Raw genomic sequence first — 14,107 nt, forward strand, 5'->3', positions numbered from 1 at the left:
TCAGTTCCCCTTGTTCAGGCTGGCGTGCTCGCCATGTTCATGATCGTCATCGGCGGCAGACAGCGGCCGTGCCGGGGTACGTTGCTGGCCGGGGCCACCTGGGTTGGTCTCGTCACCTTCACCGGTTTTCGGCCCTTTGCGCACCAGGCGCATCATGTAGCCAAGGCCGGTGCCGAACAGCGCGAAGTAGACCACCACGAACATCACCAGGGTCAGACCGAGCTGGCCATAGCTGTGGTTCGAGGCGCCATCGGCAGTACGCATCAGACCGTAGACCACCCAGGGCTGGCGACCGATCTCGGTGGTGAACCAGCCGGCGAGGATCGCGATCAGGCCGGACGGGCCCATCCACAGGGTCAGGTACAGGAACGGCCGCGAGCTGTAGAGTTTGTCGCTCTTGCGCAGCCACAGGCTCCAGAGGCCGACGAAGATCATCAGCATCCCTAAGCCAACCATGACCCGGAACGACCAGAACACGATGGTCGAGTTAGGTCGGTCTTCTTTGGGGAACTCCTTCATCGCCGGCACTTGCTTGTCCAGGCTGTGGGTCAGGATCAGGCTGCCCAGCGCCGGGATTTCCACTTTGAAGCGAGTGGTCTCGGCTTGCATGTCGGGGATGCCGAAAAGGATCAGCGGGGTCGGTTCGCCGGGCTTGTTTTCCCAGTGGCCTTCGATTGCGGCGATTTTCACCGGCTGGTGTTTGAGGGTGTTCAAACCATGGAAATCGCCGATCACAGCCTGCACCGGCGCCACGATCAGAGCCATCCACATGGCCATCGACAGCATCTTGCGGATCGCCGGGTTATCGCGTCCGCGCAGCAAGTGCCAGGCCGCCGAAGCGCCGACGAAGAACGCCGTGGCCACAAACGCAGCAGTCGCCATGTGCGCCAGGCGGTAAGGGAACGATGGGTTGAAGATCACGGCGAACCAGTCGACAGGGATCACCACGCCATTGACGATTTCGTAGCCCTGTGGGGTCTGCATCCAGCTGTTGGAGGCGAGGATCCAGAAGGTCGAGATCAAGGTGCCAATGGCCACCATGACCGTGGCGAAGAAGTGCAGGCCACGGCCTACGCGGTTCCAGCCAAAGAGCATGACGCCAAGGAAACCGGCCTCGAGGAAGAAGGCCGTGAGTACTTCATAGGTGAGCAGCGGCCCGGTGACGGAGCCGGCGAAATCGGAGAACTTGCTCCAGTTGGTGCCGAACTGGTAAGCCATGACCAGGCCGGAGACCACCCCCATGCCGAAGTTGACGGCAAAGATTTTCGACCAGAAATGGTAAAGGTCACGGTAGACGCTGTTGTTGGTCTTGAGCCACAGCCCTTCGAGAACTGCCAGGTAGCTCGCCAGGCCGATGGTGATGGCCGGGAACAGGATGTGAAAGGACACGGTAAACGCGAACTGAATTCGGGCGAGATCTAGAGCCTCTAATCCGAACATAGTGCTTCCTCTGTCAGGTAATCCGGCGTCAGGCGGTGGCCTTGGCGCCAACTGCCCCCACGGTAGTTGAGTGCGGCAAGTTGGAATTGTTCTGTAAACATCACATCGCAGGGAATTCGGCCGTCTGGCCCTACCGTTGCAAATGAAACAATTGATCCAGATCAACGGTTGCCTGAAAGGATAGTCCTGAACGGGCTGCGCGCTTGTGTGGTTGATTGCCGCGTGACCGGTTGTCTCACCCCCTTTACCGCGCCCCAAAACGGTGCGCTTACCGCACGCAGGCGGTATTTCTCGCAACCTGTTGTTACAAAGTGATGCTAATCTGCACCGCCGATCCCTTCGCCGAGGCTCTGTTTCGCCGATGTCAGACCCTGTCCCTGTTCTGCTGCTGCGTCATCACCGTCCCTTCCTGGCCTTCTGGCTGGCCCGGGTATTTACCGCCAGTGGCTTCCAGATGCTCACCGTGGCGATCGGCTGGCACCTCTATCAGTTGACCGGCAATGTCCTCGACCTGGGCCTGGTGGGCCTGGTGGAGTTTGCTCCGCGGGTGCTGTTCATGCTGCACACCGGGCACGTCGCCGACCGCTATGACCGGCGCCGGGTAGCGGCCCTGTGCCAGAGCGCCCAGGCCATGATTGCCCTGGTGCTGGTAGTGGCCAGCAGCACCAACAGCGTCAGCCGCGAACTGATCTTTCTGCTGGCGTTTCTGCTCGGCAGCGCACGCTCCTTCGAGATGCCGGCGACGCAAGCGTTGTTGCCCAACGTGGTGCCTTCCGAGCTATTTCCCCGTGCAGTGGCGGCGTCGGCTTCGGCCATGCAGGCAGCAACTATCGTCGCGCCGGCGGTGGGCGGCTTTCTCTATGCTTTTGGCAGCGTCTGGGTCTATGGGCCGACAGTGGTGCTGTACCTGATTGCCTGCGTGCTGACCCTGGGCCTGGTCTCGCGCCAGCAACCTGGCAACCAGGGCCGCGCCAGCCTCGAATCGCTGATGGCCGGGATTCGTTTCATTCGCAGCCGCCCGGACATCCTCGGGGCGATCTCCCTGGACCTGTTTGCCGTGCTGCTGGGCGGCGCCACCGCGCTGTTGCCGGTGTTTGCCAAGGACATCCTGCTGACCGGCCCGTGGGGCCTGGGCCTGCTGCGCTCGGCGCCGGCGGTGGGCGCTTTGCTGATGTCACTGTGGCTGGCGCGCTTCCCGGTGGAGCGCAAGGTCGGGCGGGTAATGTTCACCGCCGTGGGCGTGTTCGGGGTGGCGACCATTGCCTTTGGCCTGTCCACTTCGTTCTGGTTTTCCCTGGCGGTACTGGCAGTGTTGGGCGCCGCCGACATGATCAGCATGGTGATCCGCGGCGCCTTCGTGCAGCTGGAAACACCGGATGAGATGCGCGGCCGGGTCAGTGCGGTGAACGGGCTGTTCATCGGCGCGTCGAACCAGCTCGGTGAGTTCGAGTCAGGGGTGACCGCGCACTGGTTCGGCACGGTGCCGGCGGTGGTACTGGGCGGGGTCGGGACGCTGGTGGTGACCGGGGTGTGGATCAAGCTGTTTCCGACCCTGGCTGGGCGCGATCATATGCATAGGCAATAAGGGCCTGTGGGAGCGGGCTTGCCCCGCGATAGTCACACCCGCAGCTCAGTTGCCACCCGCTTGCGCACCACCCTGCCCGCCAGTTGCTCGACCAATACCAAGGCAAACTCCAGCGCCGCCGCCGAGCCCTGCGCGGTGATGCAATTGCCATCCACCACCACCGGCTGATCGACAAAGCTGCACCCGGACAACCCCTGGCTGACACCCGGATCGCAAGTCATGCGTCGCTGACGCAAGACGCCATAGGCCTGCAAGGCCAACGGCGCTTCGCCGATCGCAGCAAAGAACTTGCCGGCCCTGGCCTGGTCCTTGACCTGCTGCGCCAGCGGTGGGTGCGCCGCCATGTGCTGTGCGCCTTTCTCGCCCCCGGGCAAGACCATCAGGTCAAACGGCTGGGCCAGCAGATCAACCAGCATGCCATCGGCGGTCAAGCGCGTGCCGCGGGCACAGGTGAGCATCCGCCGGCCTTCGATACTGGCCACCACCACCTCGATCTCGGCGCGGCGCAGCACGTCGATCAGGGTCACGCTTTGCAGGTCATCCACGCCTTCGGCGACTACGATCAGGGCTCTGTGGGTCATCAACTGCTCTCCGCCGGGGTATTCCACAAGCTTAGCCGCTCACAGCAACAGGGTCAGTTGACACTCATGGCCCTTGCGCGCGCGGTAGCCGTCGCCACTGTCGACCCAGCCGGTGGCCCGGTACAGCGCCAGGGCCGCGTGGTTGTCCGGGTCCACCGACAGCTGCAGGCAGCGCACATCCGGCCACAAGGCGCGGACCCGATCGGGTAACGCGCGCATACAAAATCGTCCCAAGCCGTGGCCCTGCTGTCGCCGATCCACCTGCAAGGCGTTGATCGTCGCCGCATCGGCCCGGGCCCAAGGCGCCAGGAACGCCCCGCGCTGAAGCAGCAGGAAAGCACGCGGCACGCTGTCTACCAGCAGCGCTACGCCGCGCAGGTCAGGGCTGTCGGTACTTTGCAGGGTGTACAAGGCGCCGGCCATATCGCCGGCAAAGCGCTGTTGCTCGGGCCGCACCTGGATGTCGAGCAGTTGCTCGCGCTGGGCCGGGGTGAGGTCGCGGTAGTCGATCAGGTGCACAGCGTGGTTATCTCGGGATGGGGTGAACGGCGCAGAACCTGCAGATATCTGCAGTGTATCGCGACATTAATTACCGCTGCCCGAGCATGCTGGTATGATGCGCGGCTTTTTTCCGACCCAGGGAAAAACCACAGTCTCCCGGTACAGTCTGTGCTTTGCTAACTGGGTCGATACATTCACGGCGCCGGGAGCGCCACGGGGAGCAGGCATGCTGGAAAGGCTGTTTCAACTAAAAGCACACGACACCAATGTCCGCACCGAGATTCTCGCGGGCGTGACCACCTTCCTGGCCATGGCCTACATCCTGTTCGTCAACCCGAGCATCCTCGGCGAGACCGGCATGGACAAGGGCGCGCTGTTCGTCGCCACCTGCCTGGCAGCGGCCATCGGCTCGACCACCATGGGCCTGATCGCCAACTACCCGATCGCCCTGGCACCGGGCATGGGCCTGAACGCCTTCTTCACCTACACCGTGGTCCTGCACATGGGCCACACCTGGCAGGTGGCCCTGGGCGCGGTGTTCATCTCGGCGGTGTGCTTCTTCCTGCTGTCGATCTTTCGCATCCGTGAATGGATCGTCAACAGCATCCCGTTGCCGCTGCGTTCGGCGATTGCGGCCGGTATCGGCCTGTTCCTGGCGCTGATCGCCCTGCACAACGCCGGTATCGTCGTCGATAATGAGGCCACTCTGGTGGGCCTGGGTGATCTCAAGAAGCCAGCGCCAATCCTCGCTACCCTGGGCTTCTTCCTGATCGTCGCACTGGAGGCATTGAAGGTCCGTGGCGCGGTGCTGATCGGTATCCTGGTGGTGACCGTGGCCTCGATCGCCCTGGGCGTGACCCCGTTCAATGGCGTGGTGTCGATGCCGCCGTCGCTGGCGCCGACCTTCCTGCAGCTGGACATCAAGGGCGCGCTGGACGTCGGCCTGATCAGCGTGATCTTCGCCTTCCTGTTCGTCGACCTGTTCGACAACTCCGGCACCCTGATCGGCGTCGCCAAGCGCGCCGGCCTGATGCGCAAGGACGGCCACATGCCGAAAATGGGCCGGGCACTGATCGCCGACAGCACCGCGGCCATGGCCGGTTCCCTGCTGGGCACCTCGACCACCACCAGCTACATCGAATCCGCCGCTGGCGTGAGCGCCGGTGGCCGCACCGGCCTGACCGCCATCGTGGTGGCCATCCTGTTCCTGCTGGCGCTGTTCTTCGCGCCGCTGGCCGGTAGCGTGCCAGCCTTCGCCACCGCCCCTGCGCTGTTGTTCGTCGCCGTGTTGATGGCTTCGGGCCTGGCTGAAATAAACTGGGACGACATTACCGAAGCCGCACCGGTGGTGGTCACTGCACTGGCCATGCCGCTGACCTACTCGATCGCCAACGGCATCGCCTTCGGTTTCATTGCCTGGACCGCGATCAAGCTGCTCTCCGGCCGGGCCCGTGACCTCAACGCGGCGCTGGTGATCCTCTCGATCCTGTTCGTCATCAAGTTGGGCTGGTTCAACGCATGAGTGCTGTCTTCGACCCTTCGACCTACACCCAGCAGCTCGACGCCAAGGTCGCGCGCCTGCGCGAGTTGCTGGCGCCGTTCGCGGCCCCTGAGCCTGCGGTGTTCGATTCACCCCGCGAGCACTATCGCCTGCGCGCCGAGTTCCGCCTGTGGCGCGAGAACGAGCAGCGCTTCTATGCGATGTTCGCCCCGGGCGAGAAATACACGCCGATCCTGATCGAAGACTTTCCGATTGCCAGCCAGCAGATCAACGACCTGATGCCGCGGCTCAAGGCCGCCTGGCAGGCCAGTTCGGCGCTGAGCTTCAAGCTGTTCCAGGTGGAGTTCCTCACCACCCTGGCAGGCGATGCGATGATCACCCTGTGCTACCACCGTCCGCTGGATGAGCACTGGGAGAGCGCCGCGCAGCAACTGGCCAGCGACCTGGGCGTGAGCATCATCGGCCGCTCCAAGGGCAAGCGTGTGGTGATCGGCCGCGATTACGCGGTCGAAGAGCTGCAGATTGCCGGACGCACCTTCCGCTACCGCCAGCCCGAGGGCGCCTTCACCCAGCCCAACGGCGCGGTCAACCAGAAGATGCTCAACTGGGCCTATGAAGCCCTGGGCGAGCGCCAGGACGACCTGCTCGAGCTGTACTGCGGCAACGGCAACTTCACCCTGCCGCTGGCCACCCGGGTGCGCAAGGTACTGGCGACCGAGATCAGCAAGACCTCGGTGAATGCCGCCCTGCACAACCTCGACGACAACGCTGTGGACAACGTGCGCCTGGTGCGTCTGTCGGCTGAAGAGCTGACCCAAGCACTGAACGAAGTTCGCCCGTTCCGCCGCCTGGAAGGCATTGACCTGAAGAGCTACCAGTTCGCCAGCGTGTTCGTCGACCCACCGCGCGCCGGCATGGACCCGGACACCTGCGAGCTGACCCGGCGCTTTGACAACATCCTGTACATCTCCTGCAACCCGGAAACCCTGGCGGCCAACATCGCCCAGTTGCACGACACCCATCGCATCGAGCGTTGTGCGTTGTTTGACCAGTTTCCGTATACCCATCACATGGAAAGTGGGGTGTTGCTGGTTCGGCGTTGAAGCTATCGCGGGACAAGCCCGCTCCTACAGGAGCGGGCTCGTCAGCCGAGCCCCGAACACATCAACAATGGCACCACCTGATCCTCATCGGTCAACGCTCCATGGTGCCCTCGCCACTGGCTGGCGTGCTTCTCCACCTCGCTGCGAATGATCCCCCCGGCGCCGCTCGGGATCACGATCAGATCGCCAATCCGCGCTTCGGCCTGGCTCAGCAGCACATCACCGAACAGCCCCTTGGCAATCGCCTGGGCCTTGCTCAATACCCGGTAGCCATCCCCCAGGCGATTCTGCCAACGCTCGTGCACACGGTCCTGCTGGTGCTCGTGGGTGTACAGGTAGCGCGCGCGGATATCTCCGGCCATCGCCCGCACCCCCTCTTGCAGTACCGGGTCCAGATCAAAATCACGCACCTGCTCGCTGTCCAGCGCCAGCATGCCGTGATCGGCAATCACCATCAGCCGGGCCTGCGCAGGTAGCTGCTGGGCGATGGCCTGGGCCAGTTGGTCGGCGATCTGCAATTGCTTGAGCCAACCCTCGGAGCCTGGGCCGAACAGGTGCCCGGCAAAGTCCAGGTCACCGAAATAGGCAAAGCAGAATGCCGGCTCCGGTACTGCCAGGGCGGCATTGACCAGCTGCGGATAGGCGTCATAGGCCGGCGCCGGGAGGATCTTGCCGGCCCGGTAGATCGCCCGGGTGAAGTCAGAGTTGGCATAGCGCCCGAGCATCACCGTGCTGATGGCGATGCCTTGGGCGGCAGCCTGGCTCCAGGCATCGGCGGGCACGATAAAGGTCTCCGGCAGTGGCGCGACACTGGGCTGTGCCTCGACTTGCAAGGGCGAGGTGGTCCAGGTCAGGGGCGACAGTTCAGTCCGTTCGTCCAGGGCAAAACCGCAGCCAACGATACCGTGAGCGCCGCTGCCCAGCCCGGAAGCCACCGAGGCCAGGCTGGTCGCGGTGGTAGCCGGAAACCCCACCTTGAAGTGGCTGTCTGGCTGCATCAGCGAGGCGAGAAACGGCGCATGCCGGGCGTGGGCCTGCAGCAGGTCCCAGCCCAGGCCGTCGATCAGCAGCAGGCAGGTGCTGCGCGAATGATCGAGGCGAAAGGCATTGCGAAAACCATGGCCACCCAGGGCGGCGAAGATCGACTGGGTCAGGTTGGCCAGGCCCGGCCAGGTTTCCCCCAGTGACTGCAGGTCGTTGATCGGCGTTGCCATGTCTCCCTCCGTGGTCAGGTACAAAGCAACAGGTGTAGCACAGGCTGTGCGATCAGCGCACAGAAAACACGCCTGCGGTGCTGCGCCCGATTGACCAAATTAACCATTCGGTACATTTTCTAGCTGACGCGCTCCCGCTTCATTACCAAGAACAACAACGGAGTTTTCAGCATGGCTTTAGCCTCTTCTTCCGGCGTTCTCGCCGGCCTTATCGGCGCTGGCATCCAGGCGTCGCGCACCCCCGCGCTGCACGAGCACGAAGGCGCCGCGCAAGGCCTCAACTACCTGTACCGGCTGATCGACCTGGACCAGCTCAAGCTCGACAGCAACGCCCTCGAAGCGCTGCTGACAGCGGCTGAGTACATGGGCTTTACCGGCCTGAACATCACCTTCCCGTGCAAGCAGGCGATCCTGCCGCTGCTCAATGAACTGTCGCCGCAAGCCCGCGGCATCGGCGCGGTGAACACCGTGGTGCTCAAGGACGGCAAGCGCATCGGCCACAACACTGATTGCCTGGGTTTTGCCGAAGGCTTTCGCCGCGGCCTGAGCGATGCGCCGCGCGGCCAAGTGGTGCAGATGGGGGCCGGTGGCGCCGGAGCTGCGGTGGCCCATGCGCTGCTGGAAGAAGGGATCGGGCAATTGACCGTGTTCGATGTCGAACTGGCCCGCGCCCAGGCCCTTGTGGATAACCTCAACCAGCACTTTTCCGGCAGCCGGGCCAAGGTCGGCCATGACCTGCAAAGCGCCATGGCCAGCGCCGACGGCCTGGTCAACACCACGCCCATGGGCATGGCCAAGCTGCCGGGCATGCCGGTGCCCAAAGCGCTGCTGCGCACGCAACTGTGGGTGGCGGAGATCGTTTACTTTCCACTGGAAACCGAGCTGCTGCGCGAAGCCCGGGCCCTGGGCTGCCGCACCCTGAGCGGGGCGAACATGGCGGTGTTCCAGGCGGTGACGGCGTTTGAACTGTTCAGCGCAGTGAAGCCGGATGCGGCGCGGATGATCGAGCACTTCAACAGTCTGGGTAACTGAACAACATCGCGGGGCAACCGCTCCTGTAGGAGCGGGCTTGCCCCGCGAAAACTCTCAGGCCTGCAAGAACCTCAACACCGACTCGCAAATCATTTCCCGATGCCGGTCCTTGACCGCCGCCTCGTCGAAATCCACCTGGAAGATCTCGCCAAAGGTATGCCGGTTCGACACCCGGTAGAAGCAGAACGAGCTGATCAACAGGTGCACATCCAGCGCATCCAGGCCCTGGCGGAACACCCCTTCGCCAGCCCCGCGCTTGAGCACTTCATCCAGCGCCGTGAGCACGGTCTTGTTCATCGAACGGATCGCCGAGGAGCGCTTCACGTACTCGCCGTGGTGCATGTTCTCGTTGCAGACGATGCGCACGAAGTCGACATTGCGATCATGGTGATCGAAGGTGAACTCCACCAGCCGGCGGATGCCCAGGCGCGGCTCAAGCTCGGCCAGGTGCAGGTTGCTTTCGGTGCTGCGGATATCGCCGTAGAGCTTCTCCAGCACCTCGACATACAACTGCTCCTTGCTGTTGAAGTAGTAGTAGATCATGCGCTTGGAGGTGTGCGTGCGCTCGGCGATCGCATCGACCCGGGCGCCGGCCAGCCCCTGCTGGACGAACTCGCTGATTGCCGCCTGAAGAATGTTCTCGCGGGTCTTTTCCGGATTGTTCTTGCGACCCTTGCGCGGCGCTGGTTCAGGGGCTGCGCAAAGTGCTGGAGTAGTCGTCATACGGGACTCATGGCCATCGGTTAACCCGGCAATTATGAGCCCCGGGTGCTGAGTAAGGAAGCCTTGCGGCCTGCGCCCTACAACTTGGCTTGTGCCGGCGCTCCGGCGCGGGCCTTGGCCATGGCGGCCAGGCGCACGGCGACATTGGCCGCGCCATAACCACTGTAGCCGTTACGCCGCTGCAGCACCTCGAAGAAGAAGCGCTCCTCGAACGGCTCGGTGTACACATGAAACAGCTCACCGCCCTGGGCATCGCGGTCATAGAGCACGTTGTAGTAGGCCAGCTCGCTGAGGAACTCTTCGTCAAAATCAAAGCGCGCGGCAAGGTCGTCGTAGTAGTTGAGCGGGATGTCGAGCAAGGCCACGCCAGCTTCCTTGGCCTGTTTGACGGCGGTAAAAATATCCTCGCAGTCAAACGCAATGTGGTGCACACCCGAACCACGGTAATGCGACAAGGCATGGGCAATCGCCGTGTTGCGGTTTTCCGAAATGTTCAGCGGCAGGCGGATGGTGCTGCAGCGGCTGCGCAAGGCGCGGCTTTTGACCAGGCCGTAAGGGTCGGGCAACACCACTTCGTCGTCGGCACTGAAGTCCAGCACGCTCTTGTAGAACAGCGCCCAGCTGTCCAGGCCGTCGGCCGGCAAGGCCAGGGCCATGTGATCGATGCGGGTCAGGCCGAGGCTGTTGCCCGCTTGCTGCTGCACACTGAAGTCGGTGTCGTAGATGGTCCGGCCCTGGGCGTCCTGGTCAACCAGGTAGATCAAGCTGCCGTCCGGGGCGCGTACTGCCGCCAGTTCGCGCTCGTTGGGGCCGACCAGGCCGCGATAGGGCTGGCCATGGTAGGCCACGGCACGGGCCAGGGCCTGGGCGCTGTCCTTGACCCGGATCGCCGTGGCGCACAGCGACGGGCCATGGCTTTCGAAGAAGTTGTGGGCGAACGAATAAGGTTCGGCGTTGAGGATCAGATTGATGTCGCCCTGGCGCAGCAGGCTGACATTCTTCGACCGGTGCACACCGGCGCGGGTAAAGCCCAGACGCTCCAGCCAGTTGCCCAGCTTGGCGCCCAGGGCGTCGTCGACGGCAAACTCAAGGAATTCGATACCCTCGTAAGCACTGGCAGGCGGTGGCGCGAACAGCAGGTCGTCGCTGGCGGGCGCTACGCGGTCTTGCTCAAGGCGCTGGCGGGTCTTCTCTTCCAGGTACAACAGCGAGCGCAGGCCATCGGCGGCATTGGCCCGCGGCGGCGCGGCGCGAAAGCCATCGTTGAAGATTTCCAGCGACAGCGGGCCGCTGTAACCGCTGGCCAGGATCGGTGCCAGAAAGCCCGGCAAGTCAAACTCGCCCTGCCCCGGGAAGCAGCGAAAATGCCGGCTCCACTCCAGCACGTCCATGGCCAGGATCGGCGCATCGGCCATCTGCACGAAGAAGATCTTGTCCCCCGGCACCTGGGCAATTGCCCGTGGGTCCCCCTTGAGCGACAGGGTGTGGAAACTGTCGAGGATCATCCCAAGATTTGCATGGTCGGCGGCTTTGACGATGTCCCAGACCTGCTCCCAGGTGTTCACATGGCGGCCCCAGGCCAGGGCTTCGTAACCGATGCGCAGGCCACGGGCGCCAGCACGCTCGGCCAGCAGGCGCAGGTCATCCACCAGCAGCTGGGGCTCACCGAGGGAGTCGGCGGCGACGGTGCTGCACACCAGCACCAGATCGGTGCCCAGCTCCTGCATCAGATCGAATTTGCGCTCGGCACGTTCCAGGTTGCGCGCCAGGCGATCACGGCGGCAGCCCTCGAAATCGCGAAACGGCTGGAACAGGGTAATGGCCAGGCCCAGGTCGGCGCAGCGCTGGCGAATTTCGCGCGGGCTGCCGGCGTAGTACAGCAGGTCATTTTCGAAGATCTCGACGCCGTCAAAGCCTGCGGCGGCGATGGCTTCGAGTTTTTCTGGCAAAGTACCGCTCAAGGATACGGTGGCGATCGAACGCTGCATTATTCTGGCTCCGATGGGCAGGCAAAAACCGGTGGAGGAATTATTGGTGTTGAGCAATTTTTGCTCAATGCAAAAGGTACGAACTAGTTAGTTTTGTGTTCGATTATCGCCCAATATAGCGTTCAGTGAATTGACCCTTTTTTGACCACGGGCGCACCATTTCGACACCAAGGCTTGACCCATAAACATAAAAATACGGGTAACCCGCGATGATCCACACTCAATCCACCCGCATAGCCCAACCCCTGGGCACTACTGCGCATGCCGGCATCGGCGACAAGCTGCGTGGCGCCATGGCCGTCGGCAAGACCCGCTGGGTCATGCTCGCCCTGGTGTTCTTCGCCACCACCTTGAACTACATCGACCGCGCCGCCCTCGGGGTGATGCAGCCGATCCTGGCCAAGGAAATGAGCTGGACGGCGATGGATTACGCCAATATCAACTTCTGGTTCCAGGTCGGTTACGCCATCGGCTTCGTGCTCCAGGGCCGCTTGATCGACCGGGTCGGGGTCAAGCGCGTGTTCTTCTGCGCCGTGCTGCTCTGGAGCCTGGCCACCGGCGCCCACGGCCTGGCCACCTCGGCGGTGGGCTTCATGGTCTGCAGGTTCATTCTGGGCCTGACCGAAGCGGCCAACTACCCGGCCTGCGTCAAGACCACCCGCCTGTGGTTCCCGGCCGGTGAGCGGGCGGTAGCCACGGGCATCTTCAACGCCGGTACCAACGTCGGCGCCATGTTCACGCCAATGCTGCTGCCGCTGATTCTCACCGTCTGGGGCTGGCAAGCGGCGTTCATCGGCATGGGCGCACTGGGCCTGGTCTGGGTGGTGTTCTGGGGCCTGAAATACTTCAACCCGGAAGATCACCCGAGCGTCAGCAAGGAAGAACTCGCCTACGTGCAAAGCGAAGTGGAACCGGAACAGGCGCGCGTGCCGTTCTCACGGATCCTGCGCATGCGCGGCACCTGGGCCTTCGCCCTGGCCTACTCGTTGACCGCACCGGTGTTCTGGTTCTACCTGTATTGGCTGCCGCCGTTTCTCAATCAGCAATACAGCCTGGGCATCAGCGTGACGCAGATGGGCATCCCACTGATCGTCATCTACCTGAGTGCGGATTTCGGCAGTGTCGGCGGCGGCATTCTCTCGTCGTTCCTGATCGGTCGCGGCATGGCCCCGGTCAAGGCACGGCTGCTGTCGATGCTGTTGTTCGCCACCACCATCATTGGCGTGATCTTCGCCGCTGGCGCCAGCAACCTGTGGGTCGCGGTGCTGGCGATCTCCCTGGCCATCGCCGCGCACCAGGCCTGGACCGCCAACATCTGGAGCCTGGTGATGGACTACACGCCCAAGCACATGATGAGCACGGTGTTCGGTTTCGGCGGCATGTGCGCGGCCATTGGCGGCATGTTCATGACCCAGTTGGTCGGTTACATCCTCACCACCACCCACAACAATTACACCCTGCTGTTCACCATGATCCCGGCCATGTACTTCATCGCCCTGACCTGGATGTACTTTATGGCTCCGCGCAAGGTGCCGAAGGTCGAGGCTTAACGGCGCCGCTGCAACCAGGCGGCGCCCAGGCCGCTGAGACAGATCAAGGCAATCCCGACCAGCCCGGCCATGTCCGGGCTGTGTCCGAACAGCACCAGGCCGAGGATCCCGGCGAACACGATCTGACAGTAACTGAACGGCGCCAGCATGGCCGGCGGCGCATGCCGAAAAGCCTGGGTCAGGAACAGGTGCGCAGTCATCCCGCAGGTGCCCAGGGCCACGGCCATCAGGCCATGAACGAAGCTCGGGGTTTGCCAGAACATCGGCACCACGGCGCTCATCACCAGAGTGTTGAGCAAGCCGGTGAAGAAGTTGCTGGTGGTCGGGCTGTCGGTACCGCTGAGCTTGCGCGTCAGCAACTGGTAGAAGCAAAAGCACAAGGCCGAGCCGAATGGCAGCAACACCGCCGGGGTGAACAGCGCACCGCCCGGATGGATGATCACCGTCACCCCGACAAAACTCACCAGCACCGCCACCCATTGCCCGCGCGTGACCTTCTCGCCCAGCAGTGGCAGCGACAATGCCGTCACCAGCAACGGCGCCAGGAAGTTCACCGCCGTCGCCTCAGCCAGCGGTATGTACTGCAAGGCGGTGGTGAACAACAGGCTGGTGCCGAGCAGGCACAAGGCGCGCAAGGTCTGTAGCCCAGGCCTGCGCGTACGCAGCACGCGCAGACCCGACTGCGGCAGGAAGATCACCATCATCAGCAAGGTGTGCACCAGATAGCGCGCCCACACCACCCAGAGAATCGGATAGAACCCCGCCAGGTACTTGGACAAGGCGTCGTGGCTGGCGAACAGAAAGGTCGCCAGCACCACCAGGGCAATGCCCTTGAGCGGTTGGCTGACAGCGTCGAGCGCAGTGGGACGGGGCATCGATAAAAGCTCGC

12 protein-coding genes are annotated in these 14,107 nt (G+C 63.3%); 5 read left to right on the forward strand and 7 right to left on the reverse strand.

The genetic code is table 11. From position 1 onward, the window contains the following. Positions 1–1,440 (reverse strand): cytochrome ubiquinol oxidase subunit I, encoded by a 1,440-nt coding sequence (locus F8N82_RS21415; protein ID WP_038997259.1) that lies wholly within the window; start codon positions 1,438–1,440, stop codon positions 1–3. Between the two features lie 361 nt (positions 1,441–1,801). Between F8N82_RS21415 and F8N82_RS21420 the strand changes: the two genes are divergently transcribed. Next, a complete protein-coding gene (locus F8N82_RS21420; RefSeq protein WP_038997261.1) occupies positions 1,802–3,025 on the forward strand; it encodes an MFS transporter in 1,224 nt (407 codons plus the stop codon). A gap of 32 nt (positions 3,026–3,057) precedes the next feature. Here F8N82_RS21420 and F8N82_RS21425 read toward each other — a convergent pair whose 3' ends face one another. Together F8N82_RS21425 and F8N82_RS21430 are read right to left on the reverse strand one after the other, a co-directional pair. Then, complete coding sequence (locus tag F8N82_RS21425; protein ID WP_038997262.1) at positions 3,058–3,606, reverse strand: DJ-1 family glyoxalase III; 549 nt, start codon at positions 3,604–3,606, stop codon at positions 3,058–3,060. Between the two features lie 39 nt (positions 3,607–3,645). Beyond that, on the reverse strand, positions 3,646–4,125 hold the full coding sequence (locus F8N82_RS21430; RefSeq protein WP_038997264.1) for a GNAT family N-acetyltransferase: 480 nt from the start codon (positions 4,123–4,125) through the stop codon (positions 3,646–3,648). Positions 4,126–4,333: 208 nt separating this feature from the next. Here F8N82_RS21430 and F8N82_RS21435 point away from each other — a divergent pair, with 208 nt between their 5' ends. Next, on the forward strand, positions 4,334–5,629 hold the full coding sequence (locus tag F8N82_RS21435) for an NCS2 family permease (protein WP_038997265.1): 1,296 nt from the start codon (positions 4,334–4,336) through the stop codon (positions 5,627–5,629). Continuing rightward, positions 5,626–6,711 carry a tRNA (uridine(54)-C5)-methyltransferase TrmA gene (gene trmA, locus F8N82_RS21440; RefSeq protein WP_038997266.1) on the forward strand — a complete coding sequence of 362 codons (1,086 nt, stop codon included), beginning with the start codon at positions 5,626–5,628 and terminating at the stop codon, positions 6,709–6,711. The genes F8N82_RS21435 and trmA overlap by 4 nt, the downstream gene beginning before the upstream one ends. 41 nt (positions 6,712–6,752) lie before the next feature. Here trmA and F8N82_RS21445 read toward each other — a convergent pair whose 3' ends face one another. Beyond that, the gene (locus F8N82_RS21445; protein WP_038997267.1) at positions 6,753–7,925 is read right to left on the reverse strand and encodes an alkaline phosphatase family protein; all 1,173 of its coding nucleotides are present in this window, start codon (positions 7,923–7,925) and stop codon (positions 6,753–6,755) included. A 171-nt stretch (positions 7,926–8,096) separates the two neighbouring features. Here F8N82_RS21445 and F8N82_RS21450 point away from each other — a divergent pair, with 171 nt between their 5' ends. Further along, entirely contained in the window at positions 8,097–8,957 is an 861-nt protein-coding gene (locus F8N82_RS21450; RefSeq protein ID WP_038997268.1) for a shikimate dehydrogenase, read from the forward strand. Between the two features lie 54 nt (positions 8,958–9,011). Here F8N82_RS21450 and F8N82_RS21455 read toward each other — a convergent pair whose 3' ends face one another. Further along, complete coding sequence (locus F8N82_RS21455) at positions 9,012–9,680, reverse strand: TetR/AcrR family transcriptional regulator (protein ID WP_038997269.1); 669 nt, start codon at positions 9,678–9,680, stop codon at positions 9,012–9,014. A 77-nt stretch (positions 9,681–9,757) separates the two neighbouring features. Beyond that, entirely contained in the window at positions 9,758–11,668 is a 1,911-nt protein-coding gene (gene quiC, locus F8N82_RS21460) for a 3-dehydroshikimate dehydratase QuiC (RefSeq protein ID WP_038997270.1), read from the reverse strand. Positions 11,669–11,961: 293 nt separating this feature from the next. On the opposite strand from quiC, the gene F8N82_RS21465 reads away from it, so the two are divergent. Then, on the forward strand, positions 11,962–13,218 hold the full coding sequence (locus F8N82_RS21465) for an MFS transporter (protein ID WP_224793823.1): 1,257 nt from the start codon (positions 11,962–11,964) through the stop codon (positions 13,216–13,218). On the opposite strand, the gene F8N82_RS21470 is transcribed toward F8N82_RS21465, so the two are convergent. Further along, a complete protein-coding gene (locus tag F8N82_RS21470) occupies positions 13,215–14,093 on the reverse strand; it encodes a DMT family transporter (protein ID WP_038997272.1) in 879 nt (292 codons plus the stop codon). The genes F8N82_RS21465 and F8N82_RS21470 overlap by 4 nt on opposite strands. Positions 14,094–14,107: the final 14 nt, after the last annotated feature.

Origin of the sequence: Pseudomonas fluorescens, assembly GCF_902497775.2 — a bacterium.
Classification (GTDB): Bacteria; Pseudomonadota; Gammaproteobacteria; order Pseudomonadales; family Pseudomonadaceae; genus Aquipseudomonas; species Aquipseudomonas putida_F.

Excerpts from the sequence above, each read along its gene's own strand:
- F8N82_RS21415 (WP_038997259.1), bottom strand. The coding sequence starts at position 1,440 with ATGTTCGGATTAGAGGCTCTAGATCTCGCCCGAATTCAGTTCGCGTTT.
- F8N82_RS21435 (WP_038997265.1), top strand. The coding sequence starts at position 4,334 with ATGCTGGAAAGGCTGTTTCAACTAAAAGCACACGACACCAATGTCCGC.
- F8N82_RS21465 (WP_224793823.1), top strand. The coding sequence starts at position 11,962 with ATGGCCGTCGGCAAGACCCGCTGGGTCATGCTCGCCCTGGTGTTCTTC.
- F8N82_RS21455 (WP_038997269.1), bottom strand. The coding sequence starts at position 9,680 with ATGACGACTACTCCAGCACTTTGCGCAGCCCCTGAACCAGCGCCGCGC.
- F8N82_RS21445 (WP_038997267.1), bottom strand. The coding sequence starts at position 7,925 with ATGGCAACGCCGATCAACGACCTGCAGTCACTGGGGGAAACCTGGCCG.
- F8N82_RS21470 (WP_038997272.1), bottom strand. The coding sequence starts at position 14,093 with ATGCCCCGTCCCACTGCGCTCGACGCTGTCAGCCAACCGCTCAAGGGC.
- F8N82_RS21425 (WP_038997262.1), bottom strand. The coding sequence starts at position 3,606 with ATGACCCACAGAGCCCTGATCGTAGTCGCCGAAGGCGTGGATGACCTG.
- trmA (WP_038997266.1), top strand. The coding sequence starts at position 5,626 with ATGAGTGCTGTCTTCGACCCTTCGACCTACACCCAGCAGCTCGACGCC.
- F8N82_RS21450 (WP_038997268.1), top strand. The coding sequence starts at position 8,097 with ATGGCTTTAGCCTCTTCTTCCGGCGTTCTCGCCGGCCTTATCGGCGCT.
- quiC (WP_038997270.1), bottom strand. The coding sequence starts at position 11,668 with ATGCAGCGTTCGATCGCCACCGTATCCTTGAGCGGTACTTTGCCAGAA.
- F8N82_RS21420 (WP_038997261.1), top strand. The coding sequence starts at position 1,802 with ATGTCAGACCCTGTCCCTGTTCTGCTGCTGCGTCATCACCGTCCCTTC.